This is a genomic window from Vibrio sp. CCUG 15886 (assembly GCF_028570825.1).
GTDB classification, from domain to species: domain Bacteria; phylum Pseudomonadota; class Gammaproteobacteria; order Enterobacterales; family Vibrionaceae; genus Vibrio; species Vibrio vulnificus_B.
Genome location: NZ_JAQQBT010000001.1, coordinates 1,241,124 through 1,264,853, shown reverse-complemented (window position 1 = coordinate 1,264,853; position 23,730 = coordinate 1,241,124). Strand labels below are relative to the sequence as shown.

The following is a 23,730-nucleotide window of genomic DNA, read 5'->3' as shown; positions in this document are numbered from 1 at the left end:
TAATCCTCTCAGGCTCAAAATACACTGCCAGCCATTGTGTAGCCCCGAAGCGGTTTTCGGGGATGAGATTGAGGAAAACGCATGTTTACAGCAACAGATGTGTTAAAGCCGGAGTTTGTCGCGCAGCCGCTCGATAAGCTATGGGCATTGATCTCCCCATTGTATATGGTGGACGAATCTCAATGGCTGGAGCAGCTCCTGCCACTGGCAACCCCTTCAGCGGAAGAAAAACAAACGATCGCGACTCGAACGACTCAACTAATTGACGCGATTCGCGCCGACAAGAAGTCGATTCAATTGATCGATGCACTGTTGTTGGAATACAGCCTAGACACGCACGAAGGCATCTTGCTGATGTGTTTGGCAGAAGCGCTGATGCGTATTCCGGATGCGGCCACGGCTGACGCTCTGATCAAAGATAAGATGAGCGTGGCAGATTGGAAATCGCATCTTAAAAATTCTGAATCTGTGTTTGTCAACGCCTCGACTTGGGGCCTCATGCTGACAGGTAAAGTGGTGGGCTTGGGTGATGATGAAACGCAAAGTGCCAGCCAAGCGCTTAATCGCTTAGTGAACAAGCTTTCTGAGCCAGTGATCCGCAAAGCCATGTATCAGGCGATGAAGATCATGGGTCATCAGTTCGTTCGTGGTCGCACCATCGAAGAGGCGCAGAAAAATGGCCGCCCGATGCGCGATAAAGGCTTCACTTACTCTTTTGACATGCTGGGTGAAGCGGCGCTGACCACCGCGGATGCCAATAAATACTTCAAAGATTATTTGATGGCGATTGAGGCGGTGGGCCGCGAAACGTATGGTAACGACACTAGCCCTGCGCCGTCGGTATCGATCAAGCTCTCTGCCTTGCATCCTCGCTATGAAGTGGCTAATGAACACCGCGTGATGAGCGAGCTGTTTGACACCTTGGCACAACTGCTGAAACGCGCTGTCGAGCTAGACGTTGCGATTACCATTGATGCGGAAGAAGCCGACCGCCTAGAGCTCTCTCTCAAACTGTTTGAAAAACTCTACCGCAGTGAAACGGTCAAAGGCTGGGGTAAGTTTGGCCTGGTGGTGCAAGCGTATTCCAAACGCGCTCTGCCGGTGTTGGTGTGGCTCAATGCTCTCGCTAAAGAGCAAGGGGATTTGATCCCACTGCGTTTGGTGAAAGGCGCGTATTGGGACAGCGAAGTGAAGTGGTCTCAGCAGCGTGGTTACGATAACTACCCGGTTTACACTCGCAAAGAAGCCACCGATGTGGCGTACTTAGCGTGTGCTCGCTTCCTATTAAGCGATGACGTGCGCGGCAACATTTTCCCGCAATTTGCTAGCCATAACGCGCAAACCGTTTCCTCGATCGCCACCATGGCGACTCACAGCGACTATGAGTTCCAACGTCTGCATGGCATGGGCGATTCACTTTATAACCATGTGATGGAGCAGTATCGTCAGCCAGTACGAATTTACGCGCCAGTGGGCAGCCACAAAGATTTGCTGCCATACCTAGTGCGTCGTCTACTGGAAAACGGTGCCAACAGCTCGTTTGTCCACCGTTTGGTCGATGCGCGCTGCCCAGTGGCAGAGCTTACCAAGCACCCAGTAGAAGCGCTGACCTCATTTGAAACCCTGAACAATACCAAGATCCCATTGCCAGCGGCGATTTTCCCTGAGCGTAAAAACTCCTATGGCGTTAATGTGGATATCGAAAGCGAAGCTAAGCCGTTTGAAGCACTGGTCGAGTCCTTCTTGAGCAAGCAGTGGCTAGCTGGCCCGATCATCAACGGCGCATCGCTGGCCGAAAGCATGATCAAGGACGGTCAAGCGGAAAGTGTCACAGCGCCGTATGATCGTCGTATCCAAGTGGGGCAAATTGCGTTTGCTAACCTTGATCATGTTTCCCAAGCGATCGACATCGCACACGCGGCTTTTGCGGATTGGAATCGCACACCGTTGGTGGAGAAAGCGCGTTGCCTAGACAACCTCGCTGACTTGATGGAAGCCAACTTGGCTGAGCTGGTGGCACTTTGTCACCAAGAGGCGGGCAAGACACTGCATGACAGTATTGATGAAGTGCGTGAAGCGGTCGATTTCTGTCGTTACTACGCCAAACAAGCGCAAAATCTGCAACCTTTTGAGTTAGAAGGCTTTGATGGCGTGAAACGCATTGCCAGCCGTGAAGGTTTGGGGGTGTTCGTCTGCATTAGCCCGTGGAACTTCCCACTGGCGATTTTCCTTGGTCAAGTGACCGCGGCGCTCGTGGCGGGCAACACGGTCGTAGCGAAACCAGCGGAACAAACCAGTTTGATCGCGGTACGTGCGGTAGAACTCATGCTACAAGCGGGTTTCCCGGCAGGCGTTGTTCAACTGATCCCTGGTCGTGGTGCGGATATTGGCTCGGCGCTCACCTCTCACCCAGCCATTGCGGGTGTGGCGTTTACGGGCTCCACCGCCACGGCGCAACGCATCAACGTGACCTTGGCACAACGTGAAGCCAAACCGGTGCCGTTTATCGCCGAAACCGGTGGTCAAAACGCGATGATCGTGGACAGTACTGCGCTGCCAGAGCAGGTGGTGCGTGATGTGATTCGCTCTGCCTTCGCTTCAGCAGGTCAGCGCTGTTCAGCACTGCGTGTGCTGTTTGTTCAGCAAGACATTGCCGATCGAGTGATTGGCTTGATCCAAGGGGCAATGAATGAACTGAGTGTTGGCGTGCCGCATCTACACAAAACCGATGTGGGGCCAGTGATTGACGCTCGCGCGAAAGAAAAGCTGCTGCAGCATATCGAGCAGATGAACCAAACTCAGAAGCCGATTGCGCAACTGACACTGGCGGACGATTGTCAGCATGGTGATTTTGTCGCACCAACGGCATTTGAAATCTCAGGCATCGACGTGCTTAAAGAAGAGCAGTTTGGCCCGATCCTGCACATTGTGCGTTTCAAAGCGTCTGAACTGACTCGCGTGGTGGAACACATCAACCAAACGGGTTTCGGTTTGACCATGGGTATTCACAGTCGTAACGAAACCACCTACCGCTGGATCGAAAAACACGCACGAGTGGGGAACTGCTACATCAACCGCGACCAAGTGGGTGCGGTGGTTGGCGTGCAGCCATTCGGTGGTCAGGGCTTATCGGGGACTGGGCCAAAAGCAGGTGGTCCACACTACTTGTACCGCTTTACCCAAGTGCAATTTAACCAGACTGAGAACGCATAAGGAGCAACATCATGGTTCATCAAGTGACGAGTTTTTCGGATGCTTTCTCAGCATGGGAACAGTGGAATCTGACCAATTTTGATTACAAATGTGAGCACTTGCTTGCATTTAAAGCCGCTCTGGATGGGAAGCATGCGCTGGTTGCCAAGGTGGTTTCTTACCACTTGCAACAAGCCTCTTCGCTATTGGCTGACGCCCACCTTTTGGTTGGGCCTACCGGAGAAACCAACGAGTTGTACACCGCGGGCCGTGGGGTGGCGCTGGTGATCGTTGAAAACGAGCAAAGCGATTCAGAGCAAGCTCTGTACAACGCTTTTGCTTTAGTGACCTGCGCGTTGATCGCTGGTAACAGCGTCATCGTTTGCAGTGATAACTCAGAGTTCAACGGCTTGCTCAGCAGTGCCCTTGAACAGACGCATTTCCCTTCCAACCTAGTACAAATGGTCGCCTACGATGCGGTTTTACAGCTCATCGACCGTGATGTACGCAGTGTGGGTTACGTGGGTAATGCGCAGGTTGAGCATGAGCTCAATCTACAATTGGCCAAACGTGACGGTGCTATCGTCGGTTTGGTTTCTGCAACGGATCAAGCAGGTGCTCTGCTTGCTCATGATCCGCATCTTTCGCTGCGTTTCATTACCGAACGTACGCGTACCATAAATATTACCGCAGTGGGTGGTAACGCAACTCTACTCGAGTTGGGGAACGATACTCACTAACCTTTCCATGCTCCCCCACGCCGTTTGGGGGAGCCAAGGAAGGATTATTATTCTAATGAGGACTATCTAATGATAGAGAGTAGCTTCGCTATTACGGGCACTTTTATTGCCTATTTGATTCTTATGGTGGCGATCGGGGTTTACGCCTATAAGAAAACGTCTAGCTCAAGTGATTATTTCTTGGGTGGTCGTAGCTTAGGTCCATGGCCAGCGGCGCTGTCTGCTGGGGCGTCGGATATGAGTGGTTGGTTGTTGTTAGGCCTACCAGGTTACGCGTACGCCGCGGGTATCGAGTCGTTCTGGCTTGCTGGTGGTTTGTTGGTGGGTACTTGGGCAAACTGGCTAGTCAGTGCCAAACGTCTTCGCACCTACAGTATTCAAACGGATGCACTTACATTGCCTGAATTCTTGTCACGTCGCTTCGATGACAAATCAAAACTGATTCAGACAATTTCTGCTTTCTTTATTCTGTTGTTCTTCCTTTTCTATACCAGCTCAGGCCTGGTTGCAGGGGGGCAAACTGTTTGAAACTGTGTTTGGTCTAGATTACAGCACTGCGGTGATCATCGGCACCTTGTGTGTGGTTTCGTACACCTTGTTTGGTGGTTTCCTCGCGGTTTCTTGGACGGATTTGGTGCAGGGCCTATTGATGGCGGCAGCATTGATGATTGTTCCTATTGCAGTGATGGAAGGGGGCTTTGGCCAACTGGCAACCGACATGCACAACATTAACCCAGAGCTTCTGACGCTATGGAACGATGCCAAAGGTGAGCCTCTTAGCGCGATTGCGATTATTTCACTGGTCGCTTGGGGTTTAGGTTATTTTGGTCAGCCACATATTTTGGCGCGTTTTAAAGCCTCTCGTACCAACCGTGAATTGGGTACGGCTCGTCGCATTGCGGTGGGGTGGACTGCGCTATCGATGGCAGGTGCGATCCTGGTTGGTTTGGTAGGCCTTGTATGGGTTAACGGCCATCCGGGTACTGAACTGGCCGACGGCGAGAAAATCTTCATGCTGCTGGTGAATACCGTGTTCCACCCAGTGATTGCCGGTATCTTGTTGGCGGCGATTCTAGCCGCGGTCATGAGTACCGCAGACTCTCAACTGTTGGTTTCGTCTTCAGCATTGGCGGAAGACTTCTACAAGCAAGTGATCAAGCCAGACGCAAGCTCGCAAGAAATCGTGATGGTGGGCCGTATTGGTGTGGTGGTGATTTCTATCATCGCGCTTATCCTTGCCATGACACCGGATAGCTCGGTATTGGGCCTTGTCTCTTACGCTTGGGCTGGTTTTGGTGCGGCCTTCGGTCCTGCGGTTGTACTAAGCCTTTACTGGAAAGGCATGAACCGCAACGGCGCACTGGCGGGTATCCTGATTGGTGGCATCACTATCGTGGTTTGGAAACAGCTGGCTGGCGGTTGGTTCGACGTGTACGAAATCGTACCGGGAATCATCTTCTCAACCATCGCGATTGTTGGTGTGAGCAAACTCACTGGTGGCGCTGACAACACCGTTTTAGAGCAGCACCGTGAGTTTGAGAAAAAGTTGGTTGAGCTAGAGTAATCTTGATCTCGTGTTCAACAAGAACGAACACGATACTCAATTTACATTGTAAATAATCGAGCCCCTCGCTGGTGATACTGGTGAGGGGTTTGTTTTTTAACTACCGACAGAATCTTTTCTTGCCGCTAACAAATCCACGAAATGTTTGCTTTATTCTTGCGTTCAATCCGCACGGCATTGGGCGACAAAGATCGCAATTTGTTGAAGTTGCAGAACTATTTTTTGTACCTAGAGCACAAAAATTAAAAAGCGCTTTTTGAGTGTGGAATTAATTTGGTCAAAATGTGTCAATTGTCATTAGCAGCATTCGTACATCAGGGGAAGGGTCATGCCAGAAATCTATTGCTCAGCGTGTAAAAAAACAACCGCACACAAAGTCGTTATGCGTCGTTGTCAGACAGAGCAGAGTGATACGTTTTCAAGTCGGCTACAAAGTTTTACCCAACTGATGACCAAGTTTGTTTCCGGTGAGCACTATTACCACATGGAACCTCAGCATTTCTGCCGTTACTGTAATACGCAGAATACAGCAACGGTGAAATCCCTTTCACCGCAAATGGTTCAACCGATCGGTTAGACCTTCTTACTTAAGCGAAATCGCTTTCGAGCTCAGTACACTCACGGTTGACCTCTACAGGCCAACCGTAACTCATATACTCTTTCTCTAGTGCGTTCGCCACATCAGTGGAAACGTAAAGAGTCGTCCACTCGCCGATGCCAAAAGGCTGGTATTTTATCATGACGGTTTGCATGCTTTCTCCTGTGTTCAATCGCTTTAAAGTGCCGGTTGAAACTGACGAGTAAAGTAGATTGACAGCAGCTTGAGTTGTTATAAATATCGCTGCGTAAAAACGACATGGGAATATCATTCTGTATAATGCATTATGATTCATATCGTCTGTCTGCATTATCTCTGTTTAGAATAAAGACTCTTTTCTTTCTGGCTCATTAAATTCATCAAGAAGTTCAATAAATGACAGAAAAATAAGAAAAAAATCTTATTAACCATCAAAAAATATCTCTACTGAATAACTCCCTACATTTCATTAAACTCTCAGCTATTGATAGCGAACTGGGTTAGCCAGTAAACTGGCAAAAAAATGATAAGGGACGAAGGATGTCTGGTTACCCGTTGGATCGCATCGATCTGCAAATTTTACGCATCTTGCATTTAAAAGGCCGTTTGCCGGTGGTTGAGCTGGCTAAGCAGGTCAACTTGACCACCTCACCGTGTTCTGAACGAGTCAAACGTTTAGAGAAAGAAGGGTACATCAAGGGGTATCACGCTGAACTCAATGCCGAAAAGTTGGGCTTGGATGTTCAGGTGTTTATTCATATTCGTCTTGATCAAACCAGCTTTTCCATCTTTGAAAAGTTTGCCAAAGCCGTCGCCGATATGCCGGAGATTGAAGAGTGTTACTCATTGTCGGGCGATTTTGACACTATGATCAAAGTGCGTGTCAAAAGCATGAAGGCGTATCAAGAGTTCATGTCGAGCAAGCTAGGGACTCTGCCGGGGGTGATTCAAACGCGCAGCGAAGTGGTGATTGAGGAGCACAAAACGGGCTTTGGTGTGAACCCAGAGCTGCTGTCGACCTTGTACCAAAAGTAACGCGACAGGTCAGCGGTGCGGGACATACCCCAGCGAGGGGCAAGTCAGCGCCAAAATAGAAGAGGGAAGCACTGGGCTTCCCTCTGTTGTTTCTGCTGCGGTCAGTGGCTAAGCAACGACGGAAGTGATGACACCAATCAAGCCGCCAAACACGCCACCCCAAACCACAAGCCAGCCCAAATGCTGTTTGATCATCTTCTGCACCATCTCTTTCACCAACTTAGGCGTCAGTTCGTTGAGACGCTGATCAATGATGTTTTCAATGTTTTGTTGGATCTCTTCCATCATCGCGGGCGCTTCGAGTTCTTCTTTCAATGCCTGCTTGATGGTGTCGCTGTGGCTGAGATCCACCATGGCTTGCTGCATCTTCTCGACAAACGGTTGTTTGAGGGGAATCAAGGCCTCTGTGCCGCCAAACATCGCCAACATGCCCCCAAATTGCGATTGGGCGATAACATCAACCAGCGAGTCGAACGTTGGGTTGAAATCGACTTTGGCAATGATGGGCTCGAGATTGAAGCTCTTGCCACCGGCCATCTCTTTGCTGAGAAACTTATCGATGTTCTCGCTGGTAAAAAACTGCTCCATCATTAGGTTTTTGATCGCCGCTTTAAACTCCTCAAAGCGCGCGGGAATGACGCCCGAGCCGTATAACCCCGGCACTTTTTCAAACAGCATATGAATCGCTAGCCAGTTGGTAATGGCGCCAGAGAAGGCAAACAAGCCAGCATAAAGAAGGTAGTCGTTTTTCAGCGCGAAACCTGCTGCCAAAGCCGCTAAGGCAATCACGTTGGTCAATAAGCTTTTGTTCATTTTATCGTGTTCGTTTTTATCGTTGGTTATTCGGATGGCGGAATTCTAATCCTAATTGGTGCCGGTTGCCACAGGGTTGATGCGGATGACGTTGTGGCCGTTAGTCGTTAGAGTTGATTGAAAATTATTCAATTTATTGCATTTGTGCTAGTTATATTTTGAGATCGGAACTTTATTTTTATAAATATAAAATTGCGTTTTATTTGAGCGAGCGTAGGGTGACTCTTATTAATAATTATCACAACAAAAATAACGTGGCTGACAAATGATCGGCCATTCCCCTACACATCCACCCGACAGAGGACCTGTTAATGAAAAAAACACGTTTCCTTCTTCCGTTCGTTTTTCCTGCTTTGCTTGCGGCTCCTATGAGTCTGGCGAATGAAGTGATGACCTTATCACAGCGCGTTGCTCCAGATTTCGCCCAGCAAGCATCTCGCAACGCAGACAATAAGGGCCAGACGCTTTCTGGGCTGGCAACACAGTATCGCGATGCCTTGTTGGCCGACGGAAGTTGGCTAGACATCGACTATACGATCGTGGCGACGGATGAGAAGCCGATCCGAGCGCATTTAGATCGCATTCGAGTGCTGGCTGCTGCCGAACATTTGTTTCCCCAAACGGGTTACGCGCAAGCAGCGATTGAGGCGATGTATTATTGGTATTCCGCCGATCGAACCAATAAAAATTGGTGGTGGAACGAGATTGGTAAACAACTTCGTTTGGGGCCTGCTGCACTGATGTTAGGCAGTGCACTGCCGAGTGATTTAAAAACGTTAATTCAAGGCGATATGCCGAGTGCGCCGTACAAAACGGGCGCCAATCGAACCGATCTTTCCAAAGCGGTCATTTTTGGTGGTTTGCTGGCGAATGATGCTGCGCAAGTTCAGCGTGGTTTAGAGGGGATTGCGGAAACCATAGTGATCACCGAAGCCGAAGGGGTACAAGCGGATTACTCATTCCAACAACATGGTGCACAGTTGTATACCGGTGGTTATGGGGAAGTGTTTTTTGATACCGCGTCATTTTGGGCTTATCACGTACGAGATTTGCAATGGAAGTTCTCTCCAGAGCAAATTGATCTGCTCAGCGATTATTTCTTGGAAGGGGTCCGTTGGATGAACAGCCACGGAACGTTAGACTATAACGCCCGTGGTCGAGGAATCAGTCGTGTTCAAGTCGTGGACAAATCGACGTTGCAGCAGCAAAGTCAGTATATTGCCGCTTTGTCACCGCAACGTGCTCAGGAAGCGGAGCAGTTTCGTCGTCATGTCGCAGGAGAGGGGGCTGGTTTCGAAGGCTTTAAGCAATTTTGGCGCTCTGACTATGCAAGCAAGGTTGGGGAAAATCACTTTATTGGCGTAAAGATGAACTCATTGCGTATAGAGCCAACGGAAGCGGGCAACAATGAAAACTTATTGGGCAATTGGCTCGGCTTTGGCAGCATGTTTATCATGCAAAGAGGTGATGAGTACCACAATCTCTTTCCCGTGTGGAACTGGGCTTTGGTTCCGGGTGTGACTGCCCCTCAGTTTGCGGAGAAACCCGCCGACTGGGGAAGCATCGTGATGAACACGAGCTTTGTTGGCGGCGTTTCTGATGGTCGTTATGGCGTTGCAGTGATGGACATGAATGCCTATGGCACACAAGCGAAGAAAGCGTGGTTTAGCTTCAAGGATGAAATGGTGGCGCTAGGCGCTGGCATAGCCTCAACGAGAAGTGAGTATGTCAATACATCGGTCAACCAAACTCGATTAAATGGACCGGTGACGGTCGATGGTGTGGTGTATGAAAAAGGCAGTCGCGCTTTGGTCAATGCCTCTTGGGTGCACCATGACGGCATTGGCTACGTTTTCCCTGCGTACTGGTACGGGCATATGAACAACCAAACCCAATCGGGTAATTGGTACGACATCAATCGTGGTCAGGTGAATGAAGTGGTGTCCGATGAGGTGTTTATGTTGAGAATTGGCCACAGTTGGCAGCCAACAAACGCCAGTTATCAATACATCATTGTGCCGAACCGAACGGCATCTCAAGTGGAGGCTTACGCACAGCAATCCCCGATCGCGGTGCTGAGTAACAGCAACACTCTGCAGGCGGTGCATCATCAAGGTTTGAACGTCACTGGCGTGATTTTTCATCAACCCGGGAGTATCAATTTGCACGACGGTTCGACCTTGTCGGTCAACCAAGCTAGTGTGGTGCTGATTGATCAATCGGCCGCGGATCCGGTCGTGACCTTATCAACGCCAGGGCAAGGCACACAGGTACAAGTGAGCTTTGACAAGGGAGGTGTGAGTAAACACACCACAGTGCAAACGCCTTCAGAGCCAAGATGGATGGGCAAGGGCGTGTTGGTCGACTTTTCCGCTCCTGTCTTACCTACACCTCCTCAAACGGTGATGGTTTCACAAGATGCGTTTGTCCGCGATGGTCAATATGCCAGCCAATCTTTTGGCAGCAACAGTTATCTTGTGGTGAAGAAAGACGGCACGGGTTACAACCGAAAAACGGTGCTGCAATTTGATCTGAGTGGACAAGGGATCGACTCGACCACCAACGCGACGCTGCGATTGCATGTGCGTAATGTTAATAGCGATGCGGAGCGAACGGTGACAGTCTCACGTTTGGCGAGCAGCGACTGGCTCGAGTCCGATATCAGTTGGGCGTCGTTACCTGCTAACGTGGCCACGGGTCCGAGCGTTAGCATCACCCCCGCAGATATAGACCGCTGGGTTGAGCTTGATGTCAGCGCGTTGGTGCAATCTGGGGTTGTGAGTTTGGTGCTTGAGAATCTTGGTAGCGCCAGTGGCAAATCCGACGTCAGTTTCTCCAGTCGAGAAAGTGCCCAAGCGCCACAACTGGTTTTGTCGCGCTCGCAGTAGTCGCAGGTTCAGTGATTCATCTCGATAAAAGAAAAGCCCGATGCAAACATCGGGCTCTTTGGTTTAGTGCGGTTATTTAACGTGTACGCGGGGCCGTGATATGACGCTCCAGCGCCGCGGCGAACTCGGTGACTTTCTCGGGATAGAGTTCGGCAAGGTTATTTAACTGCCCCAAATCATCGTGCAAATCGTACAACTGAGGGCGAGAGAGGTTGCCTTTTTCATTGCCAGTGTACTGGCAGATGAAGTCGTCATCATGTGGCGGGATATAGGCATAACGTTGGTCTCGAAAGACTTTCTTGTATTGCATGCCTTCCAGTACCATTTCCCGGCGTCCTTGGTGTTCTTTGCCCAGCAAGGTCTCGAGTAGCGGTTGGCTATCAGGCGCTTCCTGCTCTTGCAACTCAATGCCAGTTAGCTGCGCAAAGCAGTGGTAGAGGTCCACTTGATTGAACAGGGCGTCCGTTTCTCCATCGACAATGCCATTGGGCCAGCGTACGATAAACGGCACCCGAGTCCCGCCTTCAAACAGGCTGTATTTGCCACCACGCAACGGCCCTGCCATGCGGTGCTCACCATTGAGCTCTACCGCTCGGTCTTTATAACCGTCGTTGAGCACGGGTCCGTTGTCGCTGGAGAAAATCACCAACGTGTTCTCTTTGAGTCCGAGCTGCTCAAGTTTGTCGAGCACTTGGCCAATGCACCAATCCATTTCGACAATCACATCGCCACGCACGCCGTGAGGGGTAACGCCACGAAAGCGTGGGTTAGGTATGCGAGGCACATGCGGCTGATGCAGTGCGTAGTAAAGGAAAAAGGGTTGATGTTGGTGTTGTTCGATAAACGCCATGGCTTTTTGTGCGAACTCTTCCCCCATGGTTTCATCGTTCCAAATGGCGGATTGCCCACCACGCATATGACCGATACGGCTGACCCCATTGATGATGGTGCCATCGTGGCCGTGATCGTACATCACATCCAACAGTTCAGGGTTATGGCGACCATTGGGGACATCGGCAAAGGCGTGCTCCCAATCGTATGTCACTTCAATCGGATCGGTAGGGTCTAAGTTTTCCACCTGACGATTGTGAATGTAAACACAAGGTACGCGGTCATTGGTGGCGGCCATGATGAATGAATCATCAAAACCGACATCATTTGGCGTGCCTTGAATTTCTTGATTGAAATCGAGATCGCCATTGCCGAGTCCTAAGTGCCATTTGCCAACGATCCCCGTGCGATAGCCAGCCTTTTGGAACATCTTTGGCATAGTGGCATCAGAAATGGTGATGATCTGCGGTGCATCACCGGGCAGCACGGCTGCCTTCGGGTTGCGCCACGGGTAAGAGCCCGTGAGCAAGCTATAACGAGAAGGAGTGCAGGTCGCAGCAGTGGCGTAGCCTTGATGAAACTTCAGCCCTTCTTGGGCCAACTTATCGAGGTTGGGGGTTGGGATGTCATTGGCGCCGTAGCAACTCAAGTCGCCAAAGCCAAGGTCATCGGCGTAGAGAATGATAACGTTTGGGGGCGTGTGGTCTGTCATGAAAATTCCTTATTGATGCCAACCTGAGTAAACAAATCATAGGGAAGAAGGTGAGCAAGCACTTGCTCCTCTGCCCACGGATCATCCACTCGAACCAGTTCTTGAGCCATGGCGTGCAGTAAGCGACGTACGACAGGATCATTCGGGTCAAAGTGGCGGTTGTTGGTTTGATAGGGGTCTGTTTGGTTGTCGAAAAATTGGCTGTCGCTGAGTTGACCAAAGGCGTCAATGTGCAGCGCCAACGAGTAACGCTCGGTTTTTATCCCTCGCGAGACGGCAAAGTAATCGCGGATCTTGCCATCCGCGCAGGGTGGGCTATCGATGTTCTTTAAATAGAGGGCACAAGTTGGGCCCGCCGCCACAGAGGGGGAGCGAAATACCTCTGCTAGGTTGCGACCGTGAATGTCATCGGGACACAAATCGCTTAGCCCCATCAATCCCAATACGGTGGGCATGATGTCTGCGCTGCTCAAAAACGCAGGGTGTTGCTGCGCTTGGTTTTGCATTGCGTCCTTCAGTAAAAAGGGGACACAGAGGGATTCGTTATAAATGCTGTTTTTGGCGTCGGTCACGCCATGACTACACAAGGTTTCACCGTGATCACTGGTAAAGACCACAATGGTGTTCTCCCATTCGCCCTGCGCTTTTAATGTGTCGACCAAGCGACCAAACTCTTGGTCGACGCCCGTCACGTTGGCGAAATAGAACGGGGCACTGTGCGCTTTTTCCATGTGATGGTCGGCGTTGTCTCGCGTGAGTAACGACGTTAAAGGCTGATCGCAGTAACGCTGCCAATCCGCTTCACGGCAGTCATGCAAACTCGAGTATGGGCTGTGTGGCGGGTTCATCGACACAAACAAAGCAAAGGGCTGATCTGGGCGTTGCTGTTGATGACGCGTAAGAAACTCAATCGCTTTGTCGGTTTCATGTTCTGCCGACCACTTGCGCGGTTCATGGCGCTGCCCATTGGTGTCGTAGTAGTGCGGATTGCAATGTTGATCGAACGTGCCATAGCCATACCACTCATCAATGCCGTGGCGACGGTTTGGCTCGGTGTAGGAGTCCCACGCGGGGCGTTTACTATCCACATACTGCCCAGGATTGGCAGGGTCGTTTTCCGTTGGCCAATCAAGGTGCCACTTTCCAATGTAGCCTAGGTAGTATCCGGCATCGCTGAGCACATCGGTAAAGCAGCGTGCCTTTTCCGGCAGTTGGGAGGCAACACGATCGGAATGGCAGTTGAGCGGCACTCCGCTTTTTGACGGAAACTGGCCAGTGAATAAGCTGCCGCGATGAGGGCTGCAAACCGGGCAGTTACTGACGGCATTGCTGAGCAAGGTGGCTTGCTCGGCAAAGTGGTCTAGGTTGGGTGTCAACACGGGGTCGCCCTTGCCTGGCAGCAGCGATTGATAGTGTGGGTCTTGCCATATGCCAAGGGACATCAGCCGAAACTGATCAGGAAAAACATAGAGTAAGTTCGGTTTTTTCATGGTGGTTTAGGGGCCATATTATGCACTTTCTATATGGGCATTTATTATATTGAAATGATGTTTCAAAAACCTGCCATTGATCACAGTGATAATAAAATAAAAAGATGTTTTAAAAAAAATAAGTAAAATTAACAAAGTTACTTACTTGTTGAGATAGGCGAATGCAACCAGCACACATCCCCGTTACCAAGCCACGAGCAAAACGTCCGTTCCATGTTCTTGCCAAACCGATTGGTCCGGTTTGCAATCTCGATTGCGATTACTGCTTTTACCTAGACAAAACCGAGTATTACCCGCAAACCAAGCGCTTTGACATGAGTGATGACGCTTTGGAAGCGCACATCAAAAGTTACATTGAAAGTCAGCCTGCGGGGTGTGTTGAAGTGACTTTTGGTTGGCAAGGCGGTGAGCCGACGCTCAGAGGCGTCGAATTCTATCAACGCGCGGTGGCGTTGCAGCGCAAACACGCGCGGGCAGGCATGCAGATCGTCAATACCTTACAAACCAATGGGATACTGCTGGATGATCAGTGGGGGGATTTTCTTCGTCGCCACCACTTTTTGGTGGGCATTAGCCTTGATGGGGATAAAGAGTTGCATGACCACTATCGAAAAACACGCAGTGGCAAAGGTTCTTATGATCAGGTGGTGCGCGGCTTGCGGGTGTTGCAAAAGCATCAAGTCGAATTCAATGTGCTGACGGTGGTGCAAAACCACAATGGTGCGGATGGCAAAAGGGTCTACCAGCACTTAAAAGCATTGGGCGCACGTTTTATTCAGTTCATTCCTATTGTCGAGCCGGTCAAAGGTGAGGGGGTCTCTTCGCGCAGCGTTTCCCCCGAGCAATTTGGTCAATTCATGATCGATGTGTTTGAAACTTGGCGTCAGCACGATATGGGGGAAGTGTTTGTCAGTCATTTTGATAACGCTTTGGGCATGCAACTGGGTATGCCTTCATCCATTTGTGTGCATGCACCGCAATGTGGCGACAACCTAGTGATTGAACACAACGGCGATGCGTATAGTTGCGATCACTTCGTCTACCCTGAATTTAAGCTGGGCAATGTGCGTGAGCGAGACTATCCCGACTTGATTGAAACCCCCATTCAGCAGCAGTTTTCTCTGCGCAAACCCATGGGAAGCCAACTGCATTGCCAAGGGTGCAGCCAGCGTTATTTGTGTCATGGTGCTTGCCCAGCTCAACGTATTGATGACAATGGTGAGCTGTCGTTAACGGCGAAACACTACCTCTGTGCCGGGTATTTTGCCTTTTTCTCGCATATCCAGCCTTACCTTCGCGCAATGGGAGAGTGCCTGCGTCGCCAATTGCCCGCTTCCTCTTACCGTCAGTTTTTACGCCAGAGTGAACAATGATGCCACTCTGGCTTAGCGGTGACTAAATCACCGCCTTCATGCGATAAAACCACGTGCACAACGGATCGTGGTAGCGTTGCATTTCCGCATACATGGCCTCATCATCGATTGTTTGATCTCGCCATAGTTTGGATCATCAATCAGATTGTGCATCTCCTGCGGATCGTGGCGCAGATGATACAACTCACTGCGGCCGCTGGCATTAAACACCAGTTTGTACTCTTTGGTGCGCCACATGCGCTGTGGGTAGGGGGTGAAATGGCCATTTTGCTGAGCAAGAATGCCTTCACGAGCGGGCACGCTTTGCCCTGCTTGCTGGCGTAAGATCGGCAGCAGAGATTGGCCATCGAAACTCTCCGGCACGTTGCTGCTGGCGATGTCGGCATAAGTGGCGGTGAGATCGTGCAGGTAAACCAAATCATCATAGTGAGCGCCGATCTGGCTTGCATTGGGGTCTTTGATGATCAGCGGCACACGATAGGTTTGATCAAACATAAACTCGCCTTTTTCGATCATCCGATGTGCACCCATCGCGTCGCCGTGATCGGCGGAGATGGACAAAAACAGCCCATCGTAGAGATCGTTTTGTTTGAGGAAGTTGAGCAATTGGCCGATGACGTCGTCAATCAGCGTAATGTACCCCCAATATTTGCAGATTATGTGTCGCCAGATTTCTTCGTCTAGGCTCCATACTCCCCACATTTTGGCAATGTTTTGGTAGTGCTCCGGCTTGCCAATCAAAGGATGGTAGAAGCTTTCATCAAAGGTCACTTGTTCAGGTTGGTACATTGAAAAGTAGGGCTCTGGGATGATGCAAGGCGTGTGCGGGCCCCAGAAATTCATCCACAAGGTGAAGGACTGATTTTGCAGCAGACACCTCTCAATGTGGCAGATTGCTTCATCCACCAAAAAATACGGAATCGACGCTTCAACGGGGGCATGGAGCAAACCATAGAACTCTTGGATTTTCAGATTGGGGTTGTTACCGAAGGTGCAGTCGCTGACTTTGGGAAGGGCAAATCCTTTCTCATGTAGCCATTCTTGGTAACGGTTGCCGTTGAGTGGCACGCTATCAAAGGCCAGATTTTGGTAAACACCACTACCAGGGTAGGCATAGCCATCAAAATTGTGGCCAATGAAACCGTATTCTTGCGGCAGTTTTTGATGGCCGATGTGCCATTTACCAATGTAAATGTGCTGGTGATTGGGCAACTCGCTGATCAGGTTAGCGTCCTCAAGCGGCACGTCACATTTATCGCCCTCTTTATCCGAGTTACACATCACGCCGTGGTGAGAAGGCATCTTGCCAGTGAATAGAGAGGTTCTTGACGGGGTGCAGACAGAAGAGGCGCAAAACGCTTGTTCAAAGCGCGCCCCCGCCGCGGCAATGCTATCCATATTGGGGGTTTTGACCACAGGATGACCATAACAACCAAGCATATCCGCTCGGGTCTGGTCCATGAGCAATAGAGCAAAATTCACACGCGACTCCCATTAAATGAAATGATGGTTCAATTATATTGTCGAATCTTATCTATTTTTGTGAACTATGTATGCATTGAATATAAAAAATGAAACAGAGTTTTGATCTTCATATCATAAATATAAAAAAGCGTTTCAATAATTAGTGGTGATGAGTTTTAATTGCCGCATTGATGAATTTGTTGATAAGTGAGTAGCCCGTGGCCATCAGCCTCAATCAATTGGTGAAGCAGGATGTGACATTTAGCCGTCGAGCGGAAACGCTGCAACTGCTGAATGAGATTGTGCAGCGTCAACTTCCGGTATTAACCGAGCGGAGTGGTGATCGCCCAACGTACAACAGTGCCGCGCATTACCCGACCGAAGTGGCGAAGCTAGAGCATCTTTGTCGGCTGTTATGGGGCGTGGCTCCTGCAACGCATGAGCTCAACCAAGCGCATCACACCTTACGTCAGATGGTGGTGGCAGGTTGCGATCCAGATTCAGAACACTATTGGCAGCAGCCGAAAAACTACGATCAACGTGTGGTGGAAATGGCCTCCATTGCCGTTGCGCTGGTGGATGCAAAGGAATGCTATTGGCTGCCTCTTTCTTTGCAAGAAAAGCAGCACTTGGTGGATTGGCTGCGCGCGGTGACGGATTTACAACTCCCTCCGAACAATTGGCGTTGGTTTCGTATCCTTATCCTCAGTGCCTTGCAGCAATTGGGCGAGCAGATTAACGAGCAAGTGCTGGCCGATGATCTCGCCTTTGTCGATGCGCTCTATCTCGATGATGGCTGGTATCAAGACGGCGAAGGCGGTGCGCTCGATTATTACAATCCGTTTGCTTTTCAACTTTATGCATTGGTGTATGTGCGCTGGCAGCAAGGCGAAAGTGATTTGTGCCAACGTTTGTTGGCGCGAGCGGTGGCGTTTTCCCATGGCTACCAGTATTGGTTTGGTGATGACGGACAGCCGCTATGCTATGGCCGCTCGCTCAACTATCGTTTTGCAGGCGCCGCTTTTTGGGCAGAGCTTGCCCGACACGATCACCCAGACATGGATATTGTGACCGCCAAAAACTACTGGATGCAAACCATGCGTTGGTGGGCAAAGCAACCGATTTGCGATCAACAAGCGCAATTGTTGCCCGGTTTTGCTTACCCGAATCTCTTAAGCAGTGAGTTTTACACCAGTTATGCATCACCGATGCTGGCGCTCAAAGCCTTTAATGCCCTCAATCTTGCTGAAGAGCATCCGTTTTGGCGTGCAGCCGAACAGCCTTTAGCTAGTGAACTGCCAGCAACTTGGATTGGTGAACACCATCAAATGGTACGACGACAGGGCAGTTATCTGCTGACCAACGCAGCTCCAGCCAATGAGCTGCGCCACTGTGAAGACAAATACAGCAAATTTGCTTACAGCTCGTTGCATGGCTTGTGTGTCGAATCAACCCGCTGGCTCGATCAAGGTTGGGCGGGTGACAACATCGTCGCATTTGCCCATCCGCAGACGGGGCAATGGTTTAGCCGTCACCGCAACACTGACTGTTATCGAGATGGTGATGCCTTGGTCTCGCTGTGGCAACCATTTGAAGGTTGTGTGGTGAAAACGCGTCAGCAGTGGTCTGAACGAGGTGAAATCCGCCGCCATGAGATCACCACCGATACGGCACTGGATTTTGTCATGACGGGGCACGCGGTGGATTGCTGGTCGGCGTGGTTTAGCCATCAGGTGATTCAACCGGCGAAGGTGAGCTCAGAGCGATTGTTCAGTGAACTGATTTTATTACAAGGTGAAGGACAAACGCGCGTTTACCCATGTGCGCCGAACACCAATTTGCTTTATCCCCACGCCAGTGTTCCTGCCATCACAGGGCGTATCGAACCCGGTACGCACCAGTATGTGATTGCGGTGAATGCAGGAAAATGGCCTCGCTGAGCTGGATGGCTCGTGCGAAGCAGAAAAATTTTACCCATAATTTGTAAATCACATCAGGGAGTGACTGATGAACTATAAGAATAGCTTACCTCTACTTGGCAAAGTCGCAATTGCTGTGGCTGCGTCTATTTCTTTCTCAACTTGGGCCGATACCTACAATGAAGCCCCGCAGTTAAAAGAGCTCGTTGCGGCTGGAAAATTACCGCCAGTGATCGAACGTTTACCGGAAAATCCGCTAGTGGTTGAACCGTTTGAATCGGTAGGGCAATACGGCGGCACGCTGAACTTGGTCGGTAAAGTGGTCGACAACGGTCACCGCGCGCGCACCATCGCCTACGACAACCTTTTTAATTTCGATGTTTACTACTCAAAAGTGGTGCCGAACCTAGCCACTGGATTTACTTCCAATGAGGCAAATACCGAGTACACCATTACTTTGCGCAAAGGGGTGAAGTGGTCTGACGGCACGCCATTTACCGCAGAGGACATTGCGTTTTACATCAATGACATTGTGGGTGACCCAGAGCACGCAGGTAACCGTCCACTGGCTCTACCGACTCACGATGCCGCGAAAGCGGAAGTGCTAGATAAGTACAGCGTGAAAATCACCTTGGCCAAACCAAATGGTTTGTTTATTCGCAGCTTGGCGACCGTGGATAGCGAAAGCTTCACCGCCTATCCAAAACATTACTGTGAACAGTTCATTCCAAAGTTCAATCCAAAAGCGGCAGAAATGGCGAAGGCGGCTGGTTTTGACTCTTGGCGTCAGTACGCGTCGACCAAATGCAATGCCCACTACTTCATCGAGCACTACAACAACGTTGATCGCCCTGTCTTGACAGCATGGAAAGTGAAAGTGGCGCCAGGTCCAAACGCGAGTTTTGCCGAGTTTGAGCGTAACCCGTATTACTGGCAAGTCGATACCGAAGGTAACCAATTGCCTTACTTAGACAGCGTTCGCTGGCGTTACAGTGAAGACCAAGAAGAGATGGTTCTGCGTGCCGCTGCGGGTGAAGCAGACTTCCAACATCGTCACATTGGTCAGCCAAGTTACCGTCCAATGCTGATCGATAACGAGAAGAAGAGTGGCTACACCTATGAGTTCCGTCCAAATACACGAAGCACGGAACTGGCCATCGCGCTAAACCAAACGGTGAAAGATCCGCTGAAACGCGAACTGTTCCAAAACAAAGATTTCCGTGTTGCGCTTTCTCATGCGATTGATCGTGAAGAGATCAGCGAAACCGTCTTCTCGGGTGCGGTCGGTCCACATCAAGCGGCACCAATCGAAATCTCGCCATTTTTTGATGAAGAGATGGCCACTCAGTACACGGAATTTGATCTTGCAAAAGCCAATAAATTGCTGGATTCACTTGGTTTGACGCAACGTGACAAAGAAGGCTACCGTTTGATGAAAAACGGTGAGCGTCTGCGCATCGAAGCGGTCTCTAAAGTGAACGACAAAGGCGTGTTGGCCGATTCACTGGAATTGGTGAAGAAGCAGTGGAAAGCAGTGGGTGTGTTCTTAGATATTCGCGTTCTGGAAATTAACCATGTCACCAACATTCGCTTAACCAACGACTTCGACATGATCCCAATCGTTGGCGATGGTGGTGTGGGCATCATTGATGAAGCGCGTCACTACATGCCGTTTAGCCCGGAATCAACTTGGGGCTTAGGTTACTACTTGTGGGCTTCAGAGCCGGGTAATGAATTTGCCGTGGAGCCACCGGCGCATGTGAAGAAGCAGTTGGAGTTGTGGAACAAGATCCAAAATACCTCTTCGCAAGAAACGCAGTTTAAGTATATGGAACAGATCCTCGATATCGCTAAAGAGCACTTCTACGTGATTGGTACAGTAGAAGCGCTGCCGGTGGGTGTGGTGGTGAACAACAAACTGCAGAACGTGCCAGAAAACATGCCTCAGTCTTGGACTTTCCCAACCCCTGGGCCAATGCGCATGAGCCAGCTATGGAAACAGCAGTAATCAACGGCGAGTTTCTATAACGCAATATCGTTAGGCCCAGTGTTCAATGCTGGGCCTTATTTTATTTATGAAAATAAGAATCTGATGAGAAATATAAGGCTAACCTTGCAAGATAGTTCGCGTTGTTTTTATTTAACCACCTGAATTTTAATTGTTTCTAGCCAAAAATAACAACGGATTTTACGTAACTTGGTGAGGGTGAACACATCATCGGATTCTTTATTTCCCTTCGTTGTGATGGTTTTTAAGTCATTTTGTCACAGGGCCATGGTGGTGCTGAATATTTGTTGAATGATTGCGCACATCACGATGCGAAATATGGCGATAAAACAAGCAGATATTTGCAACACCTTCAGGGCCGCACAACGCCTTCTAGACGCAAGTTCTCGCCTCTTTATTGGCAAAGTTGCTCGACGCTCGATTGACTCTCTTCTGACCCTCTTGAGAGGCGTTGATGCTCGCTCTTTTCATCGGTTTAGGCACTAAGGCCTTTTTCGATAAGGTCTGAGCGTATGTTCTATTTGTGATGAATTAGAGTAATTTGACTAACACGTTACTGCATCGTTTACCCCACACTTGATTTTTTTCACCCATTGGTGGCGGTCTTCTTCAGTTTTTTTCCAGCGATACGCTAAGCAATTTGCGTCCAAATAGCGTGGCAACTTTAATTATCTGTAAGGTGAATGGTTAATTAAAAGTAAATTTGCAATGCAAATAATTTGGCTTCGATCACGCTTCAACGCTTTGGTGATGATCTTGTTATCATAAAACTGAAAAAGCGTTTTAAAAATAACTAACGATGCGTTCTAATAAAAATGAATATAGGGTTGAGTTATTAAATTGGTTGCACTTAAACGGTTTTAATTACCAATTTTCTTCACTTAACAGCGAAGGTTCCGGCCTTCATCAACCAGAGTAAATATTCCGAATAGGATTGGGATTAAGGAACAACAATGAGCAGTTTTTTTCTGTTTATAGGTAAGCGATTGATGTCGATACTGGTGACATTATTTGCCGTATCTATCGTTATTTTTGCGGTGATCGATTTGCCGCCGGGAGATTTTGCTTCGTCCAAAATCGCGGAGTTACAGTCAATGGGGCAAACCGTCGACCCACAAATGATTTATACCCTGCGTGAGATGTATGGTTTGGATAAACCACTGCTTGAACGTTATTTCGACTGGATCGGCGGCTTGTTGACCGGTGATTTAGGCATCTCCCTCACCAACAACCAGCCAGTGTGGGAAACCATTGAACCGCGCATTTGGCCAACTGTCTCTCTTGCTGCTGCGGTCTTTCTTTTTCAGTTCTTGATTGCCATTCCTATCGGTATGTATTCCGCGTTGCGTCAATACTCTTGGGGCGATTACGTGGCGACAGTTTTTGGTTTTATCGGCATGGCGACGCCCAACTTTGTGATTGCGATTCTGGCGCTGCTGATCGGTTACTACAGCTTTGATACGGTGGTCTCAGGGCTCTACTCCGAAGAGTTTCTAGACCAGCCTATGTCGTGGGCAAAATTCCTCGATGCAGCATCTCGCAGCTGGATTTATATCTTGGTGGTGGGTACGGCGGGCCTTGCAGGCATCATCCGTATCATGCGCGCTAACTTGCTCGATGAGCTGAAAAAGCCTTATGTGAAAACCGCACGAGCGAAAGGACAAACCGAAGCCAAATTAATCATGAAGTACCCCGTGCGCATCGCCATTTTGCCGATTGTTTCCACCATTGGTTGGATGCTGCCAGCCCTGATGGGTGCGGACATCATCGTCAGCCAAGTCATGAACATCCCCACTTTAGGTCCATTGATGCTTTCCGCATTGCGGGCTCAAGATATGTATGTCGCGGGGGATGTCCTGCTCATCATGTCCATTCTCACCATTATTGGTACCTTGATTTCAGACCTATTGCTCTACTGGGTTGATCCCCGTGTGCGTGTTGGTGTAGCGAAGGAGTTTTAGTCATGACGACACAAGCAATTCATCTATTTAATCGACTGTTTGGTCGCAAAAAAGCCACGCTTGATTTAGCCACCGCGACCCAATGGCAGCTCATCGGACTCAAAATGCGTCAGCATAAACTGGCGTGGTACAGCATGTGGTTCCTCGTGTGGGTTTACTTTATTGCCATTTTTGCTGAGTTTTTTGCTCCGTTTGATCCCAGTGATAACTGGCGCCGTTACACCTATGCGCCACCACAAGCGGTGAGCTTGATTGAATCCACGGAGGATGGATGGCGTTGGGCGCCACACCTTGAGTTTTATAACAGCAAAACCGATCCACGCACGTTAAAACGTCACTACACCCTAAATGAGAACAAAAAAGTGTATTTCTCCTTTTTCGGTGAGACTGAGCGTTACTACTTGCTGGGCTTTATCCCGATGAATCGCAAGTTTGTGGTGCCACATGATCCGAAGCTGCCATTTTTTGTGCTCGGCTCTGACCGAATGGGGCGCGATATGTTGTCTCGCCTGATTTATGGTGCGCGCATTTCTCTCTCGGTCGGTTTGATGGGGGTATTCACCACCTTTGTGCTCGGCATTGTCATTGGCGGTATCTCTGGCTACTTCGGTGGGGCGATCGATAACTTCATTCAGCGCAGTATCGAGTTTATGAAGTCCATTCCAACCTTGCCTTTGTGGATGGCCCTTTCGGCCTCATTGCCAGCGGAATGGAGTTCTCTCACCAAGTATTTCTTGATCACCATTATTTTAGGTTTGGTCTCTTGGCCAGACATGGCGCGAGTGGTGCGCAGCCGCTTTATGTCACTGCGTAGCGAAGAGTACGTCGCGGCAGCGTGGCTCGATGGCAACACACCGTTTGAAATCATCCGCCGTTACATGGTGCCAAACTTCCTGAGCCACATTATTGCGGTGGTGACGCTGGCGATTCCCGCGATGATTCTGGGGGAAACCGCACTGAGCTTCCTTGGTCTTGGTTTACAGGCGCCGATGGTGAGTTGGGGCGTACTGCTGCAAGAAGCGCAAAACATCCGCGCATTGGCGGAAGCGGCTTGGCTGTTGATTCCTGCCGCGGCGGTGATTGTGGTGATTTTGGCAATGAACTTTGTGGGCGATGGTTTACGTGATGCTTGTGACCCATACCACGATCAGGGAGCGAAATAA

At 49.8% G+C, this 23,730-nt stretch carries 15 protein-coding genes and 1 pseudogene; 11 read left to right on the top strand and 5 right to left on the bottom strand.

Features of this window, described 5'->3' with window-relative positions:
* Positions 1-81 precede the first annotated feature (81 nt).
* The 4 genes and pseudogenes from putA (at position 82) to PQQ36_RS05380 (ending at position 6,073) form a co-directional block, all read left to right on the top strand.
* Positions 82-3,213 (top strand): bifunctional proline dehydrogenase/L-glutamate gamma-semialdehyde dehydrogenase PutA, encoded by a 3,132-nt coding sequence (gene putA / locus PQQ36_RS05395; RefSeq protein WP_273660536.1) that lies wholly within the window; start codon positions 82-84, stop codon positions 3,211-3,213.
* A gap of 11 nt (positions 3,214-3,224) precedes the next feature.
* Complete coding sequence (locus tag PQQ36_RS05390; protein WP_060534684.1) at positions 3,225-3,932, top strand: hypothetical protein; 708 nt, start codon at positions 3,225-3,227, stop codon at positions 3,930-3,932.
* Between the two features lie 69 nt (positions 3,933-4,001).
* A pseudogene (gene putP / locus PQQ36_RS05385) lies at positions 4,002-5,496 on the top strand (sodium/proline symporter PutP).
* A 328-nt stretch (positions 5,497-5,824) separates the two neighbouring features.
* Complete coding sequence (locus tag PQQ36_RS05380; RefSeq protein ID WP_011152832.1) at positions 5,825-6,073, top strand: hypothetical protein; 249 nt, start codon at positions 5,825-5,827, stop codon at positions 6,071-6,073.
* A gap of 10 nt (positions 6,074-6,083) precedes the next feature.
* On the opposite strand, the gene PQQ36_RS05375 is transcribed toward PQQ36_RS05380, so the two are convergent.
* Positions 6,084-6,248, bottom strand: a complete 165-nt coding sequence (locus PQQ36_RS05375) for a hypothetical protein (protein ID WP_015728451.1) — start codon at positions 6,246-6,248, stop codon at positions 6,084-6,086.
* Positions 6,249-6,613: 365 nt separating this feature from the next.
* On the opposite strand from PQQ36_RS05375, the gene PQQ36_RS05370 reads away from it, so the two are divergent.
* A complete protein-coding gene (locus PQQ36_RS05370; protein WP_011082011.1) occupies positions 6,614-7,108 on the top strand; it encodes an Lrp/AsnC family transcriptional regulator in 495 nt (164 codons plus the stop codon).
* A gap of 108 nt (positions 7,109-7,216) precedes the next feature.
* Here PQQ36_RS05370 and PQQ36_RS05365 read toward each other — a convergent pair whose 3' ends face one another.
* Complete coding sequence (locus PQQ36_RS05365; RefSeq protein WP_011082010.1) at positions 7,217-7,921, bottom strand: DUF445 domain-containing protein; 705 nt, start codon at positions 7,919-7,921, stop codon at positions 7,217-7,219.
* Between the two features lie 311 nt (positions 7,922-8,232).
* Between PQQ36_RS05365 and PQQ36_RS05360 the strand changes: the two genes are divergently transcribed.
* On the top strand, positions 8,233-10,809 hold the full coding sequence (locus PQQ36_RS05360) for a polysaccharide lyase family 8 super-sandwich domain-containing protein (RefSeq protein ID WP_273660535.1): 2,577 nt from the start codon (positions 8,233-8,235) through the stop codon (positions 10,807-10,809).
* A 76-nt stretch (positions 10,810-10,885) separates the two neighbouring features.
* Here the strand turns inward: PQQ36_RS05360 and PQQ36_RS05355 are convergent, their stop codons facing one another.
* Entirely contained in the window at positions 10,886-12,352 is a 1,467-nt protein-coding gene (locus PQQ36_RS05355; RefSeq protein ID WP_273660534.1) for a sulfatase family protein, read from the bottom strand.
* The gene (locus tag PQQ36_RS05350) at positions 12,349-13,842 is read right to left on the bottom strand and encodes a sulfatase family protein (RefSeq protein ID WP_130250040.1); all 1,494 of its coding nucleotides are present in this window, start codon (positions 13,840-13,842) and stop codon (positions 12,349-12,351) included. Before PQQ36_RS05350 ends, PQQ36_RS05355 begins: the two co-directional genes overlap by 4 nt.
* 161 nt (positions 13,843-14,003) lie before the next feature.
* Here PQQ36_RS05350 and PQQ36_RS05345 point away from each other — a divergent pair, with 161 nt between their 5' ends.
* On the top strand, positions 14,004-15,215 hold the full coding sequence (locus PQQ36_RS05345) for an anaerobic sulfatase maturase (protein WP_130250039.1): 1,212 nt from the start codon (positions 14,004-14,006) through the stop codon (positions 15,213-15,215).
* A gap of 36 nt (positions 15,216-15,251) precedes the next feature.
* Here PQQ36_RS05345 and PQQ36_RS05340 read toward each other — a convergent pair whose 3' ends face one another.
* Entirely contained in the window at positions 15,252-16,697 is a 1,446-nt protein-coding gene (locus PQQ36_RS05340) for a sulfatase-like hydrolase/transferase (protein ID WP_273660533.1), read from the bottom strand.
* Between the two features lie 200 nt (positions 16,698-16,897).
* On the opposite strand from PQQ36_RS05340, the gene PQQ36_RS05335 reads away from it, so the two are divergent.
* From PQQ36_RS05335 to PQQ36_RS05320, 4 genes are all read left to right on the top strand, one after another.
* Positions 16,898-18,619: a DUF2264 domain-containing protein gene (locus PQQ36_RS05335; protein WP_176301750.1), complete on the top strand. Its 1,722-nt coding sequence runs from the start codon at positions 16,898-16,900 to the stop codon at positions 18,617-18,619.
* 67 nt (positions 18,620-18,686) lie between these two features.
* A complete protein-coding gene (locus tag PQQ36_RS05330; RefSeq protein ID WP_072605199.1) occupies positions 18,687-20,606 on the top strand; it encodes an ABC transporter substrate-binding protein in 1,920 nt (639 codons plus the stop codon).
* Between the two features lie 953 nt (positions 20,607-21,559).
* Positions 21,560-22,567 (top strand): ABC transporter permease, encoded by a 1,008-nt coding sequence (locus PQQ36_RS05325; protein WP_273660532.1) that lies wholly within the window; start codon positions 21,560-21,562, stop codon positions 22,565-22,567.
* Positions 22,568-22,569: 2 nt separating this feature from the next.
* The gene (locus PQQ36_RS05320) at positions 22,570-23,730 is read left to right on the top strand and encodes an ABC transporter permease (RefSeq protein ID WP_047111294.1); all 1,161 of its coding nucleotides are present in this window, start codon (positions 22,570-22,572) and stop codon (positions 23,728-23,730) included.